This is a genomic window from Actinomycetospora rhizophila (assembly GCF_042657905.1).
Lineage (GTDB): Bacteria > Actinomycetota > Actinomycetes > Mycobacteriales > Pseudonocardiaceae > Actinomycetospora > Actinomycetospora rhizophila.
In genome coordinates, this window is record NZ_JBHSKG010000001.1 from 581,355 (window position 1) to 603,735 (window position 22,381).

At 77.3% G+C, this 22,381-nt stretch carries 19 protein-coding genes; 10 read left to right on the forward strand and 9 right to left on the reverse strand.

Annotated features, from left to right (window positions below):
- Nucleotides 1-35 precede the first annotated feature (35 nt).
- Both ACFPK1_RS02775 and ACFPK1_RS02780 read left to right on the forward strand, forming a co-directional pair.
- Nucleotides 36-815 (forward strand): PIG-L deacetylase family protein, encoded by a 780-nt coding sequence (locus tag ACFPK1_RS02775; RefSeq protein WP_378019351.1) that lies wholly within the window; start codon nt 36-38, stop codon nt 813-815.
- A complete protein-coding gene (locus ACFPK1_RS02780; protein ID WP_378019352.1) occupies nt 812-1,993 on the forward strand; it encodes an MFS transporter in 1,182 nt (393 codons plus the stop codon). Before ACFPK1_RS02775 ends, ACFPK1_RS02780 begins: the two co-directional genes overlap by 4 nt.
- On the opposite strand, the gene ACFPK1_RS02785 is transcribed toward ACFPK1_RS02780, so the two are convergent.
- Nucleotides 1,959-2,630, reverse strand: a complete 672-nt coding sequence (locus tag ACFPK1_RS02785) for a hypothetical protein (protein WP_378019353.1) — start codon at nt 2,628-2,630, stop codon at nt 1,959-1,961. The genes ACFPK1_RS02780 and ACFPK1_RS02785 overlap by 35 nt on opposite strands.
- Nucleotides 2,627-4,810 (reverse strand): AfsR/SARP family transcriptional regulator, encoded by a 2,184-nt coding sequence (locus ACFPK1_RS02790; RefSeq protein WP_378019354.1) that lies wholly within the window; start codon nt 4,808-4,810, stop codon nt 2,627-2,629. Before ACFPK1_RS02790 ends, ACFPK1_RS02785 begins: the two co-directional genes overlap by 4 nt.
- Nucleotides 4,811-4,934: 124 nt before the next feature.
- Here ACFPK1_RS02790 and ACFPK1_RS02795 point away from each other — a divergent pair, with 124 nt between their 5' ends.
- Nucleotides 4,935-5,981 carry a class I SAM-dependent methyltransferase gene (locus ACFPK1_RS02795; protein ID WP_378019355.1) on the forward strand — a complete coding sequence of 349 codons (1,047 nt, stop codon included), beginning with the start codon at nt 4,935-4,937 and terminating at the stop codon, nt 5,979-5,981.
- A gap of 51 nt (nt 5,982-6,032) precedes the next feature.
- Nucleotides 6,033-7,115 (forward strand): class I SAM-dependent methyltransferase, encoded by a 1,083-nt coding sequence (locus ACFPK1_RS02800; protein WP_378019356.1) that lies wholly within the window; start codon nt 6,033-6,035, stop codon nt 7,113-7,115.
- Here ACFPK1_RS02800 and ACFPK1_RS02805 read toward each other — a convergent pair.
- Entirely contained in the window at nt 7,100-9,664 is a 2,565-nt protein-coding gene (locus tag ACFPK1_RS02805; protein ID WP_378019357.1) for a PEP/pyruvate-binding domain-containing protein, read from the reverse strand. The genes ACFPK1_RS02800 and ACFPK1_RS02805 overlap by 16 nt on opposite strands.
- Nucleotides 9,661-10,113: a MarR family winged helix-turn-helix transcriptional regulator gene (locus tag ACFPK1_RS02810; RefSeq protein ID WP_378019358.1), complete on the reverse strand. Its 453-nt coding sequence runs from the start codon at nt 10,111-10,113 to the stop codon at nt 9,661-9,663. Before ACFPK1_RS02810 ends, ACFPK1_RS02805 begins: the two co-directional genes overlap by 4 nt.
- Before the next feature lie 101 nt (nt 10,114-10,214).
- On the opposite strand from ACFPK1_RS02810, the gene ACFPK1_RS02815 reads away from it, so the two are divergent.
- On the forward strand, nt 10,215-13,082 hold the full coding sequence (locus tag ACFPK1_RS02815) for a BTAD domain-containing putative transcriptional regulator (protein ID WP_378019359.1): 2,868 nt from the start codon (nt 10,215-10,217) through the stop codon (nt 13,080-13,082).
- Nucleotides 13,083-13,179: 97 nt separating this feature from the next.
- On the forward strand, nt 13,180-13,509 hold the full coding sequence (locus tag ACFPK1_RS02820; protein WP_378019360.1) for a hypothetical protein: 330 nt from the start codon (nt 13,180-13,182) through the stop codon (nt 13,507-13,509).
- 109 nt (nt 13,510-13,618) lie between these two features.
- On the opposite strand, the gene ACFPK1_RS02825 is transcribed toward ACFPK1_RS02820, so the two are convergent.
- The 4 genes from ACFPK1_RS02825 to ACFPK1_RS02840 are packed head-to-tail and all read right to left on the reverse strand — an operon-like array spanning nt 13,619 to nt 17,733.
- Nucleotides 13,619-14,275, reverse strand: a complete 657-nt coding sequence (locus tag ACFPK1_RS02825) for a response regulator transcription factor (RefSeq protein WP_378019361.1) — start codon at nt 14,273-14,275, stop codon at nt 13,619-13,621.
- On the reverse strand, nt 14,272-15,783 hold the full coding sequence (locus ACFPK1_RS02830) for a sensor histidine kinase (protein ID WP_378019362.1): 1,512 nt from the start codon (nt 15,781-15,783) through the stop codon (nt 14,272-14,274). Before ACFPK1_RS02830 ends, ACFPK1_RS02825 begins: the two co-directional genes overlap by 4 nt.
- Nucleotides 15,746-15,985 carry a hypothetical protein gene (locus tag ACFPK1_RS02835; RefSeq protein WP_378019363.1) on the reverse strand — a complete coding sequence of 80 codons (240 nt, stop codon included), beginning with the start codon at nt 15,983-15,985 and terminating at the stop codon, nt 15,746-15,748. The genes ACFPK1_RS02830 and ACFPK1_RS02835 overlap by 38 nt, the downstream gene beginning before the upstream one ends.
- Nucleotides 15,986-16,044: 59 nt before the next feature.
- Nucleotides 16,045-17,733: an ABC-F family ATP-binding cassette domain-containing protein gene (locus ACFPK1_RS02840; protein ID WP_378019364.1), complete on the reverse strand. Its 1,689-nt coding sequence runs from the start codon at nt 17,731-17,733 to the stop codon at nt 16,045-16,047.
- Between the two features lie 151 nt (nt 17,734-17,884).
- Between ACFPK1_RS02840 and ACFPK1_RS02845 the strand changes: the two genes are divergently transcribed.
- From ACFPK1_RS02845 to ACFPK1_RS02860, 4 genes are read left to right on the forward strand one after another with little or no spacing between them, the layout of a single operon-like run.
- Entirely contained in the window at nt 17,885-18,709 is an 825-nt protein-coding gene (locus ACFPK1_RS02845) for a type III secretion system chaperone family protein (RefSeq protein WP_378019365.1), read from the forward strand.
- Nucleotides 18,706-20,313, forward strand: coding sequence for an SDR family NAD(P)-dependent oxidoreductase (locus ACFPK1_RS02850; protein WP_378019366.1), 1,608 nt, complete (start codon nt 18,706-18,708; stop codon nt 20,311-20,313). Before ACFPK1_RS02845 ends, ACFPK1_RS02850 begins: the two co-directional genes overlap by 4 nt.
- The gene (pyrE, locus tag ACFPK1_RS02855) at nt 20,310-20,861 is read left to right on the forward strand and encodes an orotate phosphoribosyltransferase (RefSeq protein ID WP_378019367.1); all 552 of its coding nucleotides are present in this window, start codon (nt 20,310-20,312) and stop codon (nt 20,859-20,861) included. Before ACFPK1_RS02850 ends, pyrE begins: the two co-directional genes overlap by 4 nt.
- Nucleotides 20,858-21,523, forward strand: coding sequence for a TrmH family RNA methyltransferase (locus ACFPK1_RS02860; RefSeq protein WP_378019368.1), 666 nt, complete (start codon nt 20,858-20,860; stop codon nt 21,521-21,523). The genes pyrE and ACFPK1_RS02860 overlap by 4 nt, the downstream gene beginning before the upstream one ends.
- Here ACFPK1_RS02860 and ACFPK1_RS02865 read toward each other — a convergent pair.
- On the reverse strand, nt 21,520-22,269 hold the full coding sequence (locus ACFPK1_RS02865; RefSeq protein WP_378019369.1) for a DedA family protein: 750 nt from the start codon (nt 22,267-22,269) through the stop codon (nt 21,520-21,522). The two genes, ACFPK1_RS02860 and ACFPK1_RS02865, sit on opposite strands and share 4 nt — an antisense overlap.
- Between the last annotated feature and the right edge of the window lie 112 nt (nt 22,270-22,381).

A 22,381-nucleotide genomic window follows, 5' to 3' on the forward strand; every position in this document is an offset into this window, starting at 1 on the left:
CGAGGGGCACCGACCACCGGCACGAGGAGATCGCCGTGACCATCACGACCAGCACGCACACCGCCCCCGTGGTCCGCACCGTCGACGCGGTGCACCGCCTCGGCACGATCGTCGGCGTCTGGGCCCACCCCGACGACGAGGTCTACCTGTCGGGCGGGCTCATGGCGGCCGCCGCGGCCCGCGGTCAGCGGGTCGTGGTCGTCACCGCCACCCGCGGCGAGCACGGGACCGACGACCCGGGCCGCTGGCCGCCCGCACGGCTCGCGGCCCGGCGCGGCGAGGAGATCGCCGAGAGCCTCGGTGCCCTGCACGGCACCATCGAGCACCGCTTCCTCGGCGACGCCCGCGGGCGCTGTCACCTCGACGGCGCCCTGCGCGCCGACCCGGGCGAGGACACCGTCGACGAGCTCGCGGCCGTCCTCGCCGACGTCGCGCCCGACACGGTCCTGACCTTCGGCCCCGACGGCATCACCGGCCACGGCGACCACCGCGCGGTGTCGGCCTGGACCGACCGGGCGGTCGGGCAGCTCGCCGGGACGACGCCCCGCCTGCTGCACGCCTGCGTCACCGCGCGCTGGGTCGAGCGGTTCGGCGAGTTCGTCGAGCCCATGGACGACGGCGACGACGCGTTCGCCCCGTTCCCGGCCGAGCGACTGGCGGTCGAGCTCGAGCTCGACGGCGGGGTGCTCGCGCGCAAGGTCGCGGCGCTGCGCGCGCAGGCGACCCAGACCGCCGCGCTCGAGGCGGCGTTCGGGAGCGCGCGCTACGTGGACTCCGTCGCCGGGGAGTACTTCCGTCCGGCGGGGACGTCGTGACGACCCGTGCGCAGGGGGGCCGGCTGCTGGCCGCGACCGTGGTCGCCACCAGCGTGGGTCTCGGGCTCGCCACCGGCACCGGCCCGCTGGTCGGTCCGGTCGCCGCCGAGTTCGGGGTCACGCGCGGGGCGGTCGCCGTGATGCTGGCGGCCTCCCTGGCGATCACGCTCGGCCTGGGCGTCGTCACCGGTCCGTGGAGCCAGCGCCACGGCGCGCGCCCGCTCGTCGTGCTCGGCGCCGTCGCGATCCCCGCTGGCCTGCTCGCGCTCGCCGGCGCCGGGTGGTTCCCGGTGGCGGCCGCGGGGGTCGCCCTCGGGGTCGGCGGCGGGGCGGGGTGCCTGTTCGTGCCGCTGCAGACCGCGGTCGCGGCGGCTGTCGAGCGGCACCGCGCCGCGGCCCTGGTCGTCGCCTCGGCCGGCGCGGGGCTCGCGACCGTGATCACCCCGCCGGCGACGGTCGCCCTGGTCGGCGCGCTCGGGGTGCGCGGCGCGGCGGTGGTGCTCGCGGTGGTGGCCGCCGCCGTCGTGGGGGCGTGTGCGCCGGCCGTGCCCGCCGGGCGCGGGGACGCGACGGCGAGCGCGGCCGGGCTGCGCACGGTCCTCGCCGACCCGGCCTTCCGGCGCTTCGTGCTCGGCGCCGTCGGGCTCTGCGCCGCGATGTTCGTGCCCTTCGTGCACCTGGCCTCCTTCGCGACGATGCGCGGCGCGGGTCTCGCGGCCGGCGCGCTCCTGGTCGCCGTGGCGGGGTCGGCGAGCCTGCTCGCCCGCCTCGTCGCGGTGCCGGCGGTCGCCCGGTGGGGCGCGTGGCCGGTGTGCCGGGTCGGCGCGGTCGCGCTGCCCGTCAGCGTCGCGGGGTGGCTGGTCGCGGAGGGCCGGCTCGCCGGGCTCGTCGCGTTCGCCGTCGTGTTCGGGGCCGCCCACGGCGCCTTCGTCGGGGTCAGCGGCGCGGCCGCCGCGCAGCTCTACGGCGTGACCGGCTTCGGGCTGCGGCTCGGGGTCATGCACCTCGCGGCCGCGGCCGGGGGACTGCTCGGCCCGGCGGTGGCGGGCCTCGCGGCCGACGCGGCGGGGAGCCCGACGGCGGGCATCGCGGTGGCGGTGGCCTGCGGCGTGGCGGGGTGCGCGGTGTTCCTGCGCGCCGGGGTCACAGCGAGCGCGCCAGCACCAGTGCCTCGGTGAGCGGGGGCGGCGGGCCCGCGCGACGGTCCAGCGCCGCGGGCCGCAGGACATCCTCGACCACGTCGCCGCGGGCGCCGCCGCCGGCGCGCAGGAGGACGTCCACGGCGTCCGGGCGGCCGGACGCCTGGGCCAGGCGGGCGAGCCAGCGCAGGCTCAGGGCCACCTCGGCGGCGTACCCGAGGCCCGAGTACGCGTCGAGGGCGCGGCGCAGGTGGTCGCGGGCCGCGTCCAGCTCGCCGTCGCGCAGCGCCAGCGCGCCCAGCGTCCGGCGCCCGACGCCGGAGCCGATGGGGTAGTCGAGGTCCTCGCACGCCCGCACCGCGACGTCGGACGCCGCCCGCCCGGCCCGTGGGTCCTCGGCCGCGAGCAGGCACCCGCGCACCGCGCCCGCCCAGGCCACCAGCGCCGGGCTGCCGATCGCCGGTGCCGCGTGGTGGGCCGCCTCGACCTGCTCGAGGGCCTCGTCGAGACGGCCCGTCGCGGCCAGGGCGATCGCGCGGAACGTCTGCAGCTCGTTGTGCCAGGGCACCATGTCGTGCGCGGCGGCGACCTCGAGCGCCTCCTCGGTCCAGCGCAGCGCGTCGTCGTCGCGGCCGGTCATCCGGGCCCGGAAGAACAGCGCGCGTCGGGCGTTCACCGCGGCGAGCTCGGACGGCCGGCGAGCGCCTCGCGCGCCAGCGTCGCGCCGCGCTCCGCCGAGCCGCGCAGCACGTGCGCGATCGCCGCCGCGGCCGCCGCCTCGCAGCGGGCGCGCCCACCGGTGTCCGGCCAGCGCCGGAGCACGGCGTCGCCGAGGTCGGCCACGGGCATCGCGCTGCGGTTCTTGAGCACGCTGCACATGGGGACGAACAGGGGCAGCGCACGGTCGGGCCCGTCGTCGTGGGCGACGCACCAGCGCAGCGCGTCCGCGACGTCGGTGTGCAGGTTCTGCAGGGTGACCAGCAGGTCCGCGGGCCAGGCGTGGACCATGCGCTCGCGGGCGTCGACGGCGGCGGCGAGCACCGAGTCGACCCAGCGGTCGCGGACGGCCTGCTGCTCGCCGCGCTCCTCGAGGCGGTCGCGGGCGTAGCGGCGCATCGTGGCCAGGAGCGCGTACCAGGTGCGGCCCGCCCGCTGCTGCACCGTGATCATCGAGGCCGCGACCAGCCGGTCGAGGTGGTCGACGGTGCCCAGCAGATCGTCGTCGCCGGCGACGGCGTGCGCGTGGTCGGCGGTGAACCGGCCCGCGAACACCCCGAGCCGGGCGAAGAAGCGGCGCGTCGGTTCGGGCAGGCGGTCGTGGGACCAGGCCACGGCGGCGTCGAGGCTGCGGTGCCGCGCGGGGCCGGCGGTGCCCGTGCGCCGCAGCAGGCGCAGCCGCCGGTCGAGGTGCTCGAGCACCTCCTCGGGCGTCAGGCTGCGCAGGCGGACCGCGGCCAGCTCGAGGGCCAGCGGGAGCCCGTCGAGGCGCCGGCACAGGACGGCGACCGCGGCGGCGTCGGCGTCCGTGTCGAGGCGCGCGCCGCACGCCGCGGCGCGCTCGGCCAGGAGCCGGGCGGCCGGGCTGCGGCCCACCGAGGCGGCGTCGTCGCGCTCGGGGAGCGCCAGGGTGCCGAGCGCGAGGACGTGCTCCTCGGGCAGGCCCAGCGGCTCGCGGCTGGTGGCGAGCACGGTGACGCCGGGGCAGCGCGCCAGGAGCACGGCGACCACCCGCGCGACGGCGTCGAGGAGGTGCTCGCAGTCGTCGAGCACGAGCAGCCGCTCCGCGCTCCCGAGCGCCTGGCCGGCCGCCTCCGGCGACGGGAAGCCCAGGGCGTCGGCGATCGCGCACCCCACGGCGGCGGCCTCGGTGACGCCGTCGAGCTCGCACAGGGCGACGACCCGCCCGGTCTCGGCGGCCGCCGCGGCCCGGGCCACGCGCGTCTTGCCGACCCCGCCGACGCCGACCACCGTCACCACCCGGGCGAGGGCGAGCAGGCGCCGGACCTCGGTGAGCTCGGCGTCGCGGCCGTGCAGGGTCGTCGTGGCGCACGGCACCGGGCCGGGGACGGCGAGCTCCGGGACGGCGGGCTCCGGGACGACGGTCTCCTGCTGCGCGAGGACCGCCGCCTCGAGGGCGTCCAGCTCGCCGCTCGGGTCGAGTCCGGCCTCGTCGACCAGCCGGGCGCGGTAGCCGCGCAGCACGGCGAGGGCGTCGACGCTGCGACCCGCGCGGGCCAGGGCGGTGGCCAGCTGGCGGTGCGGGCGCTCACGCAGGGGCTCGGCCGCGGCGGCGCGCTCGGCGTCGGGGAGCACCTCGTGGTGGTGGCCGGCGGCGAGCTCGGCGTCGAGGAGCTCGGCGCGCACCGTGTGCTGCAGGGCGTCGAAGCGGACGCGGTCGGCGGCCAGCCCGCTCGCCTCGGTGCCGGGGAGGTCGGCGAGGTCGGCCAGCGCGGGACCGCGCCAGCACGCGAGCGCGTCGCGCAGCAGCGCCGTGGCCCCGGGCGTGCCCCGCGCGGCCCGGGCGCGGTGCAGCAGCAGCTCCGCGCGGTGCAGGTCGAGCTCGCCGGGCTCGACCACCATCCGGTAGCCGTTCGGCTCGCGGCGCAGCCGGGCGCCGACCTCGCCCAGCGACGCCCGCAGGCGGGAGACCGTGGTGTGCAGCCGCGCGCGGGCCCGGTCGGGCGGGTCGTCGCCCCACAGCGCGTCGATCAGGCGCTCGTCGCCGACCGGGTGGCCGTCGGCGCAGAGCAACAGGGCGAGCACCGTGCGTGGCCGCGTGCCGCCGAGCGGGAGGCCGTCTCCTCGGTGCCGGACCTCGACGGGCCCGAGCACGCCGAACTCGACGTCCACGCTCATCCCTCACAACCCGGGCATCCCGAGCATAGGACCGGTGCCAGGGCACGGACAGCGACTTGTGAGCGCCCCCGTCGACCGTCGTGGGTGCCGGCGAGGGAGCCGGCACGACGGTCAGGAGGCCGGCATGGACCAGGACAAGGTGATGGAGTTCCTCGGGCAGGTCGTCACCGACATGGGGGCGACCGGGGCCGCGGGACAGGTGGTGCTCGGCGGGCGGCTGGGGCTGTACCGCGCGCTGGCCCGCGGCCCGGCGACCCCGGAGGTGCTCGCCGAGCGGACGGGCTGCGCCCGGCGCTACCTCGCCGAGTGGCTGCGCGGGCAGGCCGCCGGCGGCTACGTCACGTACGACGCGACCACCGGCGCGTTCTCGCTGACCGAGGAGCAGGCGTTCTGCCTCGCCGACCCGGAGGGGCCGAACGTGTCGGCGATCTTCCGGATCGGGCTGGGCTACCTGCGCGCCGAGCCGCGGATCGCGGAGGCGTTCCGGACCGGTGAGGGGATGCCGTGGAGCGACCACGACGAGGACGTGTTCGTCGGGTGCGACGCGTTCTTCCGGCCGGGCTACGTCGCCGAGCTCGTGCCGCACTGGATCCCGGCGACGGACGGGGTCGAGGACAAGCTGCGCGCGGGCGCCCGGATCGCCGACGTGGGCTGCGGGCTGGGCACGACCTCGGTGCTGATGGCCGAGGCCTACCCGCGCAGCACCGTCACCGGCTCCGACTACCACGACGAGTCGATCGCGCTGGCCCGCAAGAAGGCCGCGGACGCCGGGGTCGGGGACCGGGTGACGTTCGAGGTGGCGTCCGCGCAGGGCTTCACCGGCACCGGCTACGACCTCGTGACGATGTTCGACTGCCTGCACGACATGGGCGACCCCGTCGGCGCGGCCCGCCGGGTGCGCGACGCGCTCGCGCCCGACGGCACCTGGCTGCTGGTCGAGCCCTACGCCGGCGACACCGTCGAGGAGACCCTGAACCCGGTCGGGCGGCTGTACTACGCGGCGTCGACGTTCCTGTGCGTGCCGAACGGGCTCTCGCAGCCCGGCGGCTACGCGCTCGGCGCCCAGGCCGGGGAGGCGGCGATCCGCGACGTCGTCACCACCGCGGGCTTCACACGGTTCCGCCGCGCCGCGGAGACCGCGTTCAACCTCGTCTACGAGGTCCGGCCGTGACCGACAGCCCGACGGCAGCGGACCGACAGGGACCGCGGTCAGGGTGACCCCATGACGACGCTGGAGAACCCCCACACCACCGAGAGCTGCGCCGAGACCGTCTTCGGCTGGATCCTCGGCATGGAACACACCACCGCGCTCTACCTCGGCGAGAAGCTCGGCTGGTGGCGCTCGCTCGCCGAGGACGGCCCGGCGACGGCGCCGGAGCTCGCCGCGCGGACCGGGACCGCGGCCCGGTACGCGCGGGAGTGGCTGGAGTACCAGGCGGTGAGCGGCATGCTCACCGTCGACGACCCCGCCGCCGCGCCCGACGCCCGGCGCTTCACGATGCCCGCCGAGCACGTCCCGGTGCTCGCCGACCTCGACAGCGAGGCCATCCTGACGCCGTTCGCGCGCATCCTCGTCGCGTCCCTGCGCCGGATCGACGACCTGCTCGAGGCCTACCGCACCGGCGGCGGGGTCGGCTGGGAGACGTTCGGTGACGACGCCCGCGAGGGCCAGGCGGCCCAGAACCGCCCGCTCCTGCGCGACGCCCTGTGCCGCGACCACCTGCCGCTGCTCGGCGACGTCGACCGGGCCCTGCGCGCCGGCGGCCGGGTGGCCGACGTCGGCCTCGGGGAGGGCTGGTCGGCGGTCGGGATCGCGCGGGCGTACCCGTCCGCGACGGTCGACGGGTTCGACGTCGACGCCGCCTCGGTGGACGCCGCGCGCCGGAACGCCGCGGCCGAGGGTGTGGGGGACCGGGTGACCGTCCACCACGCCGGGATCGAGACGGCGCAGGCCGGCGCCTACGACCTCGTCTGCGCCTTCGAGTGCCTGCACGACATGCCCGACCCGGTCGGGGTGCTCGCCGCGATGCGCCGGACCGTGGCGCCGGGCGGCACCGTCCTGATCATGGACGAGAAGGTCGCCGACGCCTTCGCGCCCGACGGCGACGAGGTCGAGCGGCTGTTCTACGGCTTCTCGCTGATGTGCTGCCTGCCCGACGGGATGTCGACGCCGGGCTCGGTCGGCACCGGCACGGTGATGCGCCGCGACACGCTGGAGTCCTACGCGCGGGCGGCGGGCTTTGCGACGGTCGAGGTCCTCGACGAGCTCGACGCCGAGATCTTCCGGTTCTACCGGTTGTCCTGAACCGGTGTGACGCGACCGCTCGTCCCGTCCACCTGCACCCGGGCCACGTCGGCGAGGCGGGCGACGGCGTCGCGGACGCCGACGACGGCGGGCAGCCCGTACTCGCGGGCGACCACGGCGCCGTGGGAGTTGGACCCGCCCATCTCCATCACCAGCCCGCCCGCGGTGAGGAACAGCGGCGTCCACCCGGGGTCGGTCGACGGGCACACCAGCACGTCGCCGGGCTCGAGGCGGGCGCCCTGCGGGTCGGTGATCACGCGCACCGGGCCGGTCACCGTGCCCGCGGAGGCCGGGACGCCGGTCAGCGCGCCGTCCGGGGCCTCGCCCGCGTCCCCGAGGGCCTCGGGCTCGGTGCCGTCGGAGAGCACGATCCGCGGGACGTGGCGGCGGCGCAGCTCCCGCTCGTAGGTGGCTCTCCTCTGCTGCACCAGGTCGCGTCGATCGACGTCCTCCCGCGCCTCGGAGAGGCTCAGGAAGAAGACGTCGTCGGCGCGCTCCAGACGGCCGGCGGCGGCCAGCTCGGCGCCCACCACGGCGAGCTCCGCCCGCGCGGCCGCCAGCACCGTGACCAGCCAGTACTTCGGCAGCTCGCGCAGGCCGACGAGCGCGCGGGCGCGGTGCAGCGCGAACGCCACGACCCGCCCGCGCAGCCCGCCGGCCCGCCGGGCGAGGGCGTCGACCGTCACCTCGGCCTCGGCGGCGCTGCGCGCGAACACGACGTCCGGGGCGCGCGCGGGGTCGTCGAGGCGGACGTAGTTGGCGAGCACCCCGAGCAGGTGCGCCGGGTCGTCGGACCAGCGCGGCAGGCCCAGGTCGATCTCGGCGACCGCGCGCCGTCCGTGCGCGGCGAGGAAGGCGTCGAGGCCCGGCGGTGGTGCGTCGCCGGTGAGCGGCGTGCCGTCGGCCCGCAGGCGGGCGGCGAGGTCCCACAGCGCGAGGTCCATCTCGGTGGTGACGTTGTGCGGCAGCCCGCGCAGCACGGTGCCGAGCTCGCCCGGCCGCGCGCGCTCGCCGAGGAGCTTCGCGGCGAGACCGAGCGCGAGGAACCCGGCGGCCGGGGCCGGCGCGATCCGCGGCGCCATCGGGGCGAAGCCGTCGGTGAGCATCCGGCGCGTGTGGTCGACGCGTTCCTCGCGCGTCGCGCCCGCGGGCGCCGGCAGCGTCCGTTCCGCCTCCCGGATCAGCGTCTCCGCGCGCTCCCGGGCCCGGGCCGGACGCACCCACGCGCCCACGACGTGCAGCGGGATGCGGTAGCGGGCGGCGACCCGCCCGACCCGGCGCAGCGCCGGCAGCGGGGAGCGGCGGGTCACCGACAGCTCGGGGCGGTCGAGCTGGGTGGCGATGACCTCGGCCGAGCGCCGCTCCATCACCCCCAGCACGCCGCGGGCACCGGCGCGACCGACCCGGCTGCGCAGCACGTCGGTGATGTCGACGAACACGCGCTCGCCGGCCTCGGACAGCATCGGCGGCCCCTGCTCGGGGTCGTCGACGGGCGTGCCGAGCAGCCGCGCGACGCCGGTCGCGAGGTGGCGGGCGGCCGAGAGCCCGGCCGGGGTGAACGGGCGGAACACGCCCTGCGCGACGTTCGCCGAGAGGAAGAGGCGGAAGCCCGGGCGCCCGGGGACGAGCGGGTAGAGCGTGGTGATGGGCCGTGACTGGGTCAGCCAGGCCGTGCCGTCGTCATCGATCGCCCACTCCGTGTCCTGCGGCGCGCCGAACAGCGCCTCGGCGCGCCGGCCGAGGGCGGTGAGGGCGCGGACGTGCTCGCCGTCCAGCGCGGCGGTGTCGGTGCGGGCGACGGTCTCGGTGCCGCCGCCGGGCCGGGCGAGGACGAGCGAGCCGCCGGTGCCGGCGCGCCGCTCGGCGATCGTGCCGTCGGGGTCGACGACGAGGTGCTCGGGATCGACCGCCCCGGACACCACCGCCTCGCCCAGGCCCGGTGCCGCGTCGATCACCGACTGCCCGCGCCGACCGGTCACCGGGTTGGCGGTGAACAGCACGCCGGCCCACCGCGCGTCGACCATCCGCTGGATCACGACGGCGAGCGCGACGGCGGCGTGGTCGATGCCCTGGGCGCCGCGGTAGGCGACCGCCCGGTCGGTCCAGAGCGACGCCCAGCAGCGGCGCACGGCGTCGAGCACCGCATCGGGGCCGACGACATTGAGCTCGGTGTCCTGCTGGCCGGCGAAGCTGGCGTCGGGGAGGTCCTCGGCGGTGGCCGACGAGCGCACGGCGACCGGCCCGTCGGGGCACGCGGCGCGCACGGCGTCGGCGACGTCCTCGGGCACCGGGACGGCCAGCACCGCGGCGCGGGCCTTCTCGCCGAGGACCTCAGTCTCCGTGTCCCCGGCGTGCGAGTCGAGCAGCCCGTCGAGCGCCGCGCCGACCGCGCGGCGGTAGGCGGCCGTGGTGACGCAGACGCCGCCGGGCGCCGGGAGACCGGCGCGCACGAGGGCGGCGAGGTTGGCCGCCTTGCCGCCGACGCGCCCGAGCGTCGCCGGGTCGGCGGGGTCGATCGTGTCGAGAGGCAGGACCAGGTCGGCGGTCATGAGGGCTCCCTCCCCTGCTGGGCGGCGTCGCCGAGCAGGGTCATCGCGCGTCCCACCAGCGCCCGGTCCGCGGGAGCGAGCCGGTTCATGATCTCGAGCTGGGCGTCGGCCCGGGTGCGTTCGAGGCGGCGGAGCAGGCCCTCGCCGTCCTTGCTGATCGCCACCCGGCGGACCCGCCGGTCGGTGGGGTGCTCCTGGCGCTCGACGAGCCCGCGGCGCACGAGGGCGTCGACGAGCCGGCTGGTCGCCGAGTGCGACCGCCCGACCCGCTCCGCGAGGCCGCCCAGGGACACCGGCTCGCCGACGTCGAGGACGTAGAGCGTCGCGAGCTGGGTCAGCGACAGCTCGTCACCGCCGTCGACGGCGCCGAGCAGGTCGAGCAGGAACGCCGGGATCATCGCGCGCCGCATGTCGCCGAAGCTCGCCGCCAGGCGTTCGCGCTCGTCCATCGCTGATCCTTGCGACGTTGCAATGTGTGCAGTCATGCAAGCATCGGGTCGGCGGGGTGTCAACCGGCGCTACGCTCCCGCCGCGGGCGAGGGGAGCCGTGATGGGCATGGTGCGGGTCCTGGGGGCGATCGCGGTCGGCGACGCCCCGGTCCGCTCGGCGCGCGTGCGCCGCCTGCTCGCCGTCCTGGCGCTCGAGCCCGGCCGGGTGGTCACGGTCGACCGGCTGGTCGCGCACGTGTGGCCCGACGACCCGCCCGCGCACGGCGAGGCGGCCCTGCACAGCGCGGTGGCGCGTGCCCGCCGCGTGCTCGGCGACGGGGTGCTGCGCACCGAGCCGCCCGGCTACGTGCTCGACCTGCCGGCCGAGGCGCTCGACGCGACGCTCGCGGTGGCCCTGCGGGACCGTGCCCGTGCCGGGGGTGGCGCCGACCTGCTCGACGAGGCCCTGGCGCTGTGGCGCGGCCCGGCGTTCGCGGAGTTCGCCGACGAGGAGCCGTTCCGGCCGGTCGCGGCCCGCCTCGGCGAGCTGCGCGCCGACCTCGAGGACGCCCGCGCCCAGGCCGACCTCGACCTCGGGCGCCCCGCCGACGCCGTCGCCCGCCTCGAGGAGCTGGTGGCCGCGGCGCCGTTCCGCGAGCGGCGCCGCGAGCTGCTGGTCGAGGCGCTGCACCGCGCCGGACGCGCGGGCGACGCCCTCGCGGCGGTCGCGGCCCACCGCCGCCTGCTCGCCGACGAGCTGGGCCTCGATCCCGGCGAGGGGATGCGCCGCCTCGAGGCACTGGTGCTCGCGGGCTCGCCGGCCCCCGAGGTGGTCGCAGCGAACGCGCCGTTCGCTGCTTCTAGCGCAACGAACGGCGCGTTCGCTGCGTCCCCGGGGCCGGCACTGCTCGGCCGCGAGACCGCGATCGCCGGGGTCACGGCGGCGATCGGGGACGGGCCGGTGACCCTCGTGGGGCCCGGCGGGGTGGGCAAGACGACGCTCGCCCGGCACGTCGCGGCGGCGCTCGCCGGGACGTTCGCGGACGGGGTCGTCGTCGCCGAGCTCGCCACCGTCACCACGGGCGCCGAGGTCGCCCCGGCGGTCGTGGCGGCGGTCGACGCCCCGGGCGCGTCCGGCACCGATCCCCGCGACCGGGTCCACGCCGTCCTGCGCGGACGGCGGCTGCTGCTGGTGCTCGACAACGCCGAGCACGTCGTCGACGCGGTCGCCGCGCTGGTCACGGGCCTGGGCGCCGCGTGCCCGACGGTCGCCGTGCTCGCCACGAGCCGTGAGCCGCTCGGGGTGCCCGGCGAGCGCGTCCGCCCGGTCCCGCCGCTGGCGCAGGACGCCGCGGTCGCGCTGTTCGCCGAGCGCGCGGCTGCCGCCGACCCCGCCTTCGCGCTCTCCGAGCTCAACCGGGAGGCGGTCACCGAGGTGTGCCGGCGCCTCGACCGGCTCCCGCTCGCCCTCGAGCTCGCCGCCGCCCGGATGCGCGTGCTCTCGCCCGCCGAGCTCGCCGCCGACCTGCCCCTGCACCGGCGCTTCCTGCGCAGCCCCCACCGCGGCGCCGACCAGCGGCATCGCACCCTGCACGCCGTCGTCGACTGGTCCTACCGGCTGCTCGACCCCCGCGAGCAGGCCGTCCTCGCCCGGCTCGGCGTGTTCGCGGGCAGCTTCACCCTCGCCGCCGCCCGGGCCGTCGCCGACGATCCCGATCTCGACGGGGTGCTCGCCGACCTCGTGGACAAGTCGCTGGTCACCGCGTCCGTCGACCACGCCCGCGACGGGCCGTCGCGCTACGCCCTGCTCGAGACCGTCCGCGCCTACGTCCGCGAGCGTCTCGACGAGGCCGGCGGGACGGCCGCGGTCCGGCGGCGCCACGCCGACCACGTGCTGGCGCTCCTCGCGCGCGACGGCGCGCTGCTCGGGCCGGACGCGGCGCGCCGGCTCGCGGCCGTGGCGGCGGAGTGGGACGAGGTCCGGGCCGCCGTCGCGTGGACCACCGACCACGACCCGGCGCACGCGGCCGCGATCGTGGCCCGCCTGATCGACGTCGCCGAGGTCCGCATGACCCCGGAGATCTTCGCCTGGGCGGACGCCCTGCTCGCGAGGGGCGCCGACCTCGGGACCGCCGCGGCCGGGGTGCACGCCGTCGCCGCGAGCGGGGCCCGGTTCGCGGGCGACCTCGACCGCGCCGAGCAGCAGGTCGCGGCCGGGACGGGCGTCGCCGGGCCCGACGACCCGGCGACGCCCGCCCTGACGTTCCTCCGGGCCGAGCTCGACCTCTTCGCCGGGCGCGCCGCGGCGTCGGCGCGGGCCGCGGCCGAGGCGGAGCGGAGCCCGACGCTGCGGGTCGGGGCGATGGCGGTGTTCACGCGCCTGCTGGCCGTCGCCTACGGCGGGGACACCGCGGCGGCCGTGGCGGAGGCGGACGCGCTGGACGTCGCCGTGCGCGAGGCCGGTGACCCGCTGCTCGTGCCGTGGAGCGCCTACGTCGCCGGCGAGGTCCGCGCGGACACCGACCCGGCGACCGCCCTCGACCTGCTCGAGGACGCCGTGCGCCTCGCCCGCGAGGCGGGCGAGCAGTACGCGCTGGGGGTCGCGCTGGTCACCGTCACCTCCCTGCGCGCCCGCGCCGGGGACACCGCGGCCGCCGCCCGCTCCGCCCTGGCGTCGCTGGAGCACTGGCGCGGCACCGGCAACCGCACCCACCAGTGGGTCGGCCTGCGCGGGGTCGCCGAGCTCCTCGCCGACGACGGGCGCGACGCGCTCGCCGCGGAGCTGCTCGGCGGGCTCGTGGCGCGCCGGTCGGGCGGGCCGCTGTTCGGGGCCGACGCGGCGCGCCTGGCGACCCTGCGCGACGCGCTGGCCGCGCGCCTCGGCGACGACGCCCTCGCCCGCGCCGAACGCCGCGGGGCCGCCCGCGACGACGACGGGCTCGTCGACCTCGCCCGGGAGGCCCTCGCCGCGACGCGCGCCGGCGGATGAGAAGGCCCTCACGAGCGTCTCCCGGGGGCCTCACGGCCGCCGCCGACGCTGGTCCGTGCCGGGCGAGGGACGCCCGCGCGAGACCCGGAGGCCCGCCATGACCCGCACCCGCTCCCTGCTCGTCCTCGCCACCCTCGGCGGGGCCCTGGCCCTCACCGGCTGCGCCGCCACCGACAGCGCCCCGGTGCCCGTCGCCGTCTCGGTGCCCGCCGTCCCGGCACCGGCGTCCGGGCCCGCCCTGCCCATCCCCGCGCCCGTCGGGTCGGTGGACGACGACGACGATGACGACGGCGTGCTCGACCGGGACGACGCCGATGACGACGGCGACGGCGTGCTCGACCGGGACGACGCCGACGACCGGGGCGGCGACGACCTCGACGACGACGTGGACGACGACCTGGACGACGACGGCCCCGGGGACGACTGAGTCCGCGGTTACTGGCTGGTATCCCTCGCCCAGCGAGAGATACCAGCCAGTAACCCCCCACGCGACCCACCGGCCACCCGACCCACGCGGCCCACTGGCCCGCTGGACCTCAGCTCAGCCGGTACCCCATGCCCCGCACCGTCGTGATCCGCTCCGCGCCGAGCTTGCGGCGCAGGTAGCGGACGTAGACGTCGACGACGTTGGAGCCGGGGTCGAAGTCGTAGCCCCAGACGCGGGAGAGCAGCTGCTCCCGGGAGAGGACCTGGCCCGGGTGGCGCAGGAACGTCTCGGCGAGCACGAACTCGCGCGCCGACAGGTCCACCGTCACCCCGTCGACCGTCGCCTGCCGGGACCGCAGGTCCAGCGACAGCGTCCCGTGGCGCAGCACCGTCACCTCGCCCGGCCCGGCGTCGGCCAGCCGCCGGCGCACGCGGGCCAGCAGCTCCTCGAACCGGAAGGGCTTGGCCATGTAGTCGTCGGCGCCGCCCTCGAGCCCGGCGACGGTGTCGGCGACGCTGTCCCGCGCGGTGAGCACGACGACCGGCAGCCGCGAGCCCGACGCCCGCAGCTCGGCGAGCACCGCGAAACCGTCGAGCCCGGGCAGCCCGATGTCGAGGACCAGCAGGTCGTGGTGGCCGCCGAGGGCCTGGTCGCGGGCGGCGAGGCCGTCGTCGACGACGGTCGTCGCGAACCCCGCCGAGCGCAGGCCCTTCTCCACGAACGACGCGATCCGCGGTTCGTCCTCGGCGATCAGGATGCTGCTCACGGGACCTCATGATCGGCGCGCAGGGGCAGGACGAGCGTGAACGTGGCGCCGGGGCCGCTCTGGCCGGGCAGGCCGGTGCCCACGCCGTCGGAGACCTCGACGTGGCCGCCGTGCGCGCCGGCGATGGCGCTCGCGATGGCGAGCCCCAGCCCGGCGCCGTCGGAGCGCCGCGTCGAGCCGTTGCCGCGGGCGAAGCGGGCGAAGATGCGCTCGCGGTCGGCGGCGGCGACGCCGGTCCCGGTGTCCGCGACGCGCAGCCGCACACGGGCGCCGTCCGCCCCGGCGCCGAGGACGATGCGGTCGCCGGGCGCGGTGTGGTGGGCGGCGTTGTCGGCGAGCACGAGCAGCGCCTGGGTCACCCGCTGGGCGTCGAGGTCGGCGAGCAGCGCCGGGGGTGCCCCCACCAGCGCCCACTCCCGGTCGGCGAGCCCCGAGGCCTTGCGCAGGGTCTCCTCGAGCAGCGCGGGGACGTCGGTCGGCGCCGGGCGCACGAACTCGGGCTGCTCGGCCTTCGCGAGCACGAGCAGGTCGGAGACGATGCGGTTCATCCGTTCGAGCTCGTCGTCGACCAGACCGACGGTGGCGCGCACGTCGGCGGGGTCCTCGACGTCGACGACCTCGAGGTGGCCGCGCACGATCGTGATCGGGGTCCGCAGCTCGTGGCCGGCGTCGTCGACGAAGCGCCGCTGGGCCCGCGCGCCGTCCTCGACGCGGTCGAGCATCGCGTTGACCGCGCGGACCAGGGCGCCGAGCTCGTCGCGGGTGTCGGCGCGGTCGTCGATGCGCGCGGAGAGGTCGGTCTCGGTGATGGCGCGCGCGGTGTCGGCGACGTCGCGCACCGGGCGCAGGATGCGGCCCGCGACCAGCCACGCGGCGACGGCGGCGAGCACCGCGGTCACCGCGCCGGCGGCGACCATGAGCAGCGCGGCGTCGTCGGCGGCCGAGCGTTCCTGGTCGGCGAAGTACGCGACGACGATGACCCCCCGCGCCGGGTCGCCGGCCAGCGTGACGGGCACGGCGATGTAGCGGACCTCGCCCGCCGCGCTCTCGTAGCGGGCCTCCACCGGCGCCGGCACCGACCCCGCGAGGCGGGCGAACTCCGGGTCGCCGGCGAGCAGCACCGGGCTCTGCTGGCGGCTCTGGTAGCGGAAGACCCCGTCGAGGTAGCCGAGGAACTTCTCGTTGGGCCGCGCGAGGTTGTAGGTGATCGCGGTCTGGAGCACCTGGTCGACCGACGCGAACGGCGCGCCGTCGGTGGGGCTGCGGCCCGACGCGGTGAGCGCGGCGAACTCCTCGATCTCGGTGCGCAGGGCGGTGTCCATGCGGGCGTCGGTGGCACGGATCAGCAGCTGCCAGGTGACGACGGTGACCACCGCCAGGCTGCCGAGCACGAGCAGCAGCACCCAGGCGACGATCCGGACGCGGGCGCCGCGGGCGCGCAGGAAGCCGACGGGGTGGGTGACGGGGTGATCAGCCGTCGTCACCGTCGTCGTCGCCGGCGCCGTCATCCCCGTCCTCCTGGTCCCCGGCGGGCGGCGGCGCCACGGTCCCGTCGTCGTCCTGCTCCGGGGCCGGGGCGGGCGCCCCACCCGGCACCGACGGCACCGACACCGGCGCCGGCAGCGGGGACTCCGTGGACGTGTCGCACGCGGTCGCGCCGACCGCGAGCCCGGCGAGCAGCAGCGCGGCGGCGAACGTCGAACGAGCCATGCGGCCATCCTCGCCGTCGCGGGTGAGCCGTCGGTGACGCCGGGATGAGAACGCTCTCATCAGACGGGCAGTTCCCGGACCTTCCCCGCGTCGACGTACCACGCCCGGGTGGTCGACACGCCCGCGAGCAGGCGCCGGTCGTGCGAGACGAGCAGCAGGGTGCCCTCGAACGCGGCGAGCGCCGACTCGAGCTGCTCGATGGCGGCCAGGTCGAGGTGGTTGGTGGGCTCGTCGAGCACGAGCAGGTTGACCCCGCGGGCCTGCAGCAGGGCCAGCGCGGCGCGGGTCCGTTCGCCGGGCGAGAGCGTGTCGGCGCCGCGGTGGACGTGCTCGGCGCCGAGCCCGAACTTCGCCAGCAGCGTCCGGAGCTCCGCGGTGGGCCAGCGGTCCAGCTCGGGCAGGCGGGAGAAGACGTCGAGCAGGGCCGCCGAGCCGGTCAGCAGCCCCCGGGCCTGGTCGACCTCGCCGACGACGACGCCCGAGCCCAGCGCGGCCCGGCCCTCGTCGGGGGCGAGCCGGGAGAGCAGCAGGGCGAGCAGCGTCGTCTTGCCGGCGCCGTTCGCGCCGGTGATCGCGACGCGGTCGGCCCAGTCGAGCTGCAGGGTGACCGGGCCGAGGGTGAACGGGCCCCGCCGCACGACCGCGCCGTCGAGCGTCGCGACGACCGTGCCCGAGCGCGGGGCCGCCGCGATCGTCATCCGCAGCTCCCACTCCTTGCGCGGCTCCTCGACGACCTCCATGCGCTCGAGCCGCCGCTCGGTCTGCGCGATCTTCGACGCCTGCTTCTCCGAGGTCTGCCCGCGGAAGTGCTTGACGTGCTTGTCGGGGTCGGTGGCCTTCTTGCGGGCGTTGCGCACGCCCTTGTCCACCCACTGCTTCTGCGTCTGCATCCGCGAGGTCAGCTCGGAGCGCTTCTCGGCGTACTCCTCGTAGGCCTCGCGGGCGTGCCGGCGGGCCGTCGCGCGCTCGGCGAGGTAGGCCTCGTAACCGCCGCCGTACTGGGTGACCTGCTGCTGGGCGAGGTCGAGCTCGAGCACCGACGTCACCGTGCGGGCCAGGAACTCGCGGTCGTGGCTGACGAGCACGGTGCCGGCACGCAGGCTCGTTCGATGGGTCGAGCTCCGCTCCGCTGCGTCTCCCGCGACCCAGCGCTCCAGGCGCTCGAGGCCCGCGAGGTCGAGGTCGTTGGTGGGCTCGTCGAGCAGGAACACGTCGAAACGGGCCAGCAGCAGCGAGGCGAGGTTGGCGCGGGCGGCCTGGCCCCCGGAGAGCGCGGTCATCGGGGCGTCGAGCAGGGCCGCGTCCAGCCCGAGGTCGTCGGCGACCTCGGCGGTGCGCTCCTCGAGGTCGGCGCCGCCGAGGTCGAGCCAGCGCTCCAGCGCCGCGGCGTAGGCCTCGTCGCCGCCGGGGGCACCCTCCGAGAGCGCGGTGGTCGCCGCCTCCAGGGTGGCGGCGGCCGCGGTGACGCCGGTGCGCCGGCCGACGAAGCCGCGCACGGTCTCGCCCGGCACGCGCGCGGTCTCCTGCGGCAGGTGCCCGATGGTCGCCGTGGCGGGCGAGAGCGCGATCGAGCCCTGGTCGGGGGCGGCGAGGCCGGCGAGCAGACGCAGCAGGGTGGACTTCCCGGCGCCGTTGACCCCGACGAGCCCGATGACGTCGCCCGGAGCGACGACGAGATCGAGTCCGGAGAACAGCACCCGGGCGCCGTGCGCGGCGGCGAGGTCCCGCGCGACCAGCGTGGCGCTCACGATCACCGAGCCTAACCGCGCCCCACAACCGGGTTCCCGAGCTCCCACGTGAGCGGACTTCGGGCCCATAGCCCCGAATTTCGCTCACATGACCCGGCGCGCCGAGGACGCCCTGCACGATGGGGGGACGTCGGCGTCGTACCCTGCGTGCGTGCCTGCCTGGGTCTGGTTCGTCATCGCGGCGCTGGCCGCGGGCGGCGGGGCGCTGCTGCTGCTCTCCGACCGCGCCCGCACCGGCGGGCACCGCCGCGACCGGCGCCGGTGGGCCGAGCAGAAGAGCTGGGAGTTCGTCGACGTCGACCCCGTCCTGCCCAGCCGCTGGCGCTACGGCGCCGTGCACCAGGGCGGCCACGGCCGCGCGCTCGACCTCGCCACCGGCGCGGTCCCCGGCCCCGGCGGCCGCCGCCTCGCCCACGTCTTCGACCACGAGCAGGCCGGCCAGATCACCGGCATCGTCGCCGCCGTGCGCGGCGTCGCGACGCTGCCCGTGGCCATCGAGCTGCGCCTGCCCTCGGCCCCGCTGCCCGACGACGCCGGCCTCGACTCGCTCGGCCAGGTCGGCGAGCGCTACGCCTTCGTCACCTCGGTGGCCCAGGCCCGCCCGCTGATCACCGCCGACGTCGCGCGCGCCGCCGACCTGGTCGGCGACGACGTGCCGCTGGTCTGGGCCGAGGACACCTGGGTGCTCGCCACCACCGACCCGGGCGCCGACCCGGACCGCGTGCAGGGCCTGCTGCAGGCGCTCGTCGAGCTGTCCGTCGCGCTCGAGGACGCCGCGGGCGGTGGCGACGGGGACGGCCACGGCCCCGCACCCACCCCGGAGGCCGCGCCCGACGCCGACGAGCCCCACGCCGACGACTCCCAGGACGACGAGCCCCGCCCCACCCACCGCGACCGCCCCGCCGACATCCCCTACGACGTCGAGGACGACGAGTTCGGGCCGGGCGCCCGCAGCAGCTCGTCCTCCGGGCGGTGAGCGGACCCGTACCGCGCCGGACCCTGGTCACGTCGGCGGACACCGACCTCGGCCGCGCGTTCGTCCGGCGCCTGCACGCGGCCGGCGACGAGCTCGTCCTCGCCGGCGGGGAGCGCGCCGCCCTCGAGGCGCTCGCCGACCAGCTGGCCGACGGGCCGCGCGGCACCCGGCCGGAGGTCCTGCCCGGCGACCTCGCGGACGCCGACGACGTCGACCTCGTCGCCCGCCGCCTCGAGGCCCCGACCCGCCCCATCGACCTGCTCGTCGTCGGGCCCACGCCCGCGAGCCCCGAGGGTCTGCCCGAGGCCGACCCGGTGGCGGTCCGGGCCGCGCTCGACCGCACCGCCGCCGCCCCGCTGATCCTGATCCGGGCCGCGCTGCCCGCGATGGTCGCCCGCGGGCACCCCGGCCCGGGCGGCGTCATCACCACCGCGGGCCCCGGCGCCTACCTGCCGCTGGCCGGTGCGGCCGGGCTCGACGGGGCCGCCCAGGCCTACGTCGCGATGCTCACCGAGTCGCTGGCGCAGCGGCACAACGGGGACGGGCCGACGCTCACGGTCGTCTGCCCGACCCCGCCGGGCGTCGGCTCCGGACCCCGGACGAAGCAGGCCGTCCCCCTGCGCGTCGCCCCGCCCGACGCCGACACCGTGGCGGGCGCCGCGCTCGCCGACCACGCCGCCGGGCGCGCCGTCTCGACCCCCGGCGTGGGGATGAAGGCCCTGGTCGGGACCTCGCGGCTCGTGCCCTTCGCGGCGCTGCGCGTGTCGTCGGGGATGCGCCGCACGACCTTCGCCGGCGCGCTGGCCGCCCGGCGCGGACCCCGCGGCGCCCGGGAGGGCACCGCGCTCGTCACCGGCGCCAGCTCGGGCATCGGGGCCGCGTTCGCCGAGCACCTCGCCGTCGCCGGCCACGACCTCGTCCTCGTCGCCCGCGACGCCGGGCGCCTCGAGAGCCTCGCCGAGCGCCTGCGCGCCCGGCACGGTGTCGGCGTCGAGGTGCTGGTGGCCGACCTCGCCGCCGCGTCCGGGCGCAGCCGGGTGGTCGAGCGCCTGAGCCTCGGCGAGACACCGATCGCCCTGCTGGTCAACAACGCGGGCTACGCGACGGCCGGCGAGTTCGTCGACACCGATCCCGGCGCGCTGCGCGCGAACTACGAGGTCAACATGGCCGCCGTGCTCGAGCTGACCGCCGCGGTCCTGCCCGGCATGGTGGTGCGCGGGCGGGGCGACGTGGTCAACGTGTCGAGCGTGGCCGGCTTCCTGCCCGGCCGCGGCTCGGTCTACAGCGCGGGCAAGACCTACGTCACGGCGCTCTCGCAGAACCTCGCGCTCTCCCTGGGCGGCACCGGCGTGCGGGTCATGGCACTCTGCCCGGGATTCACGCGCACCGAGTTCCACGCGCGCCTCGGGCAGGACCGTCAGGGCCCCGACTGGCTGTGGCTGGACGCGGGCACGGTGGTCACGGAGGGCCTGGACGACCTCGAGGCCGGGAAGGCGGTGTCCGTGCCGGGAGCGGTGTACAAGGCGATCGTGGGCGTCACCCGGGTGGTGCCGCGCGCCCTGCTGCGCGCCCTCGCGGCGCGGACGGCGACGGGGCGCGGATGACGCCGCCCGCGATCGACGCCGAGGCCCGCGCCCGGCTCGCCGAGCTCGTCACCGCGCTGGCCGTCGTGCGCGGCAGGGTGACGCTGTCGTCGGGGCAGGAGGCCGACTACTACGTCGACCTGCGCCGCGCGACCCTGCACCACGAGGCCGGCCCGCTCATCGGGCGCCTGGTGCGCGAGGCCACCGCCGACTGGACCTACGACGCCGCCGGCGGCCTGACCATGGGTGCCGACCCGGTCGCGCTCGCCGTCATGCACGCGCCCGGCCGCCCCGTCGACGCGTTCGTGGTGCGGGCGGCGGCCAAGACCCACGGCATGCAGCGGCGCATCGAGGGCCCGGACGTCGCCGGGCGCCGCGTGCTCGCCGTCGAGGACACCTCGACCACCGGGGGCAGCGTGCTCACCGCCGTGGACGCGCTGGTCGAGGCGGGCGCGGAGGTGGTCGGCGTCGTGACCGTGGTCGACCGCGCGACCGGCGCGACCGAGGCCGTCGAGGCCCGCGGGCTGCCCTGCCGCTCGCTGCTCGGGCTGGCCGACCTGGGGCTGTGACCACCCCGGAGGACGAGGACGGGCCCGGTCCCACCGAGTGGCGCACGGGGCCGGACCCCGTCGGCGTCGGCCCCTGGCCCGGCGGCCCCGGGGCCTGGCCCGACGACCCGCGCTACGACCCCGAGCTGCTCGCGGCGGGCGACCGGCGCAACGTCGTCGACCGCTACCGGTACTGGCGCCGCGAGGCCGTGGTCGCCGACCTCGACGCGCGGCGCCACCCGTTCCACGTCGCGATCGAGAACCTCCACCACGACGCGAACATCGGCACGATCGTGCGGACGGCGAACGCCTTCGCCGCCGCCGCGGTGCACGTCGTGGGCCGGCGGCGCTGGAACCGGCGCGGCGCGATGGTCACCGACCGCTACCAGCACGTGCACCACCACCCCGACGTCGCCGCGCTGCTCGCGTGGGCGCGCACGGAGGAGCTCGCGGTGGTCGCCGTCGACAACGGGCCCGGGGCGGCGCACCTCGAGACGGCCACGCTGCCGCGGCGCTGCGTGCTGCTGTTCGGTCAGGAGGGCGTGGGGCTCACGCCCGAGGCGGTCGCGGGCGCCGACACGGTGCTCGCCATCGCCCAGTTCGGGTCGACCCGCTCGATCAACGCGGGCGTCGCCGCCGGGATCGCCATGCACGCGTGGATCCGCGCGCACGCCGCCGTCTAGCGGCCGTCGCTGTTCCGCGTGTCGATGACCTGCGTGGGCTCCTCGTTCGCGCCGTCGAGGACGTCCTCGGCGAGCCCCTGGCCCCCGAGCTTCCGCTCGCGCCACGCCTTGATCATCTCGATGGCGATCGGCACCAGCGACAGCGCCACGACCAGGATCAGCATCATCTCGATGTTGTTCTTCACGAACTCGAACTGGCCCAGCCCGGCGCCGAGCAGCGTCACCCCGGCCGCCCAGGCGACGCCACCGATCGCCGAGAACGTCAGGAAGCGGCGCGCGTCCATGCGCCCCACGCCGGCCATCACCGTGATGAACGTGCGCACGATCGGCACGAAGCGACCGAGCACGATGGCCCGGTTGCCGTACTTGTCGAAGAACTTCTGCGTCCGCTCGACGTTCTCCTTCTTGAACAGCTTCGAGTCGGGCTTGTCGAAGATCGCGGGCCCGGCCTTGAGCCCGATGTAGTAGCCCAGCGCGTTGCCGAGGAACGCGCACACCACCAGCAGGACGCACACCAGCCACAGGGGCGTGTCGATCAGGCCGGTGACCACCGCGAGCCCGGTGATGAACAGCAGCGAGTCGCCGGGCAGGAAGAACCCGACCAGCAGGCCGCACTCGGCGAAGATGATCAGACACACACCGACGAGCGCCCAGGGGCCGAGCGACTCGATGATGAACTGCGGGTCGAGCCACTCCGGGCCGAGGGCCTGCACCGTGGTCGTGGCGGCGGCGAGTGTGGGCGACACGCCTGTGAACCGTACGCGGCGGAGCTGGGCGCGGACCTCCGGGTCACCCCGGACACGCTCGGGGTGAGCCCTGTGTGGGCCCGCTGTGAGCCCTGCGTGAGCCCTGGGTGAG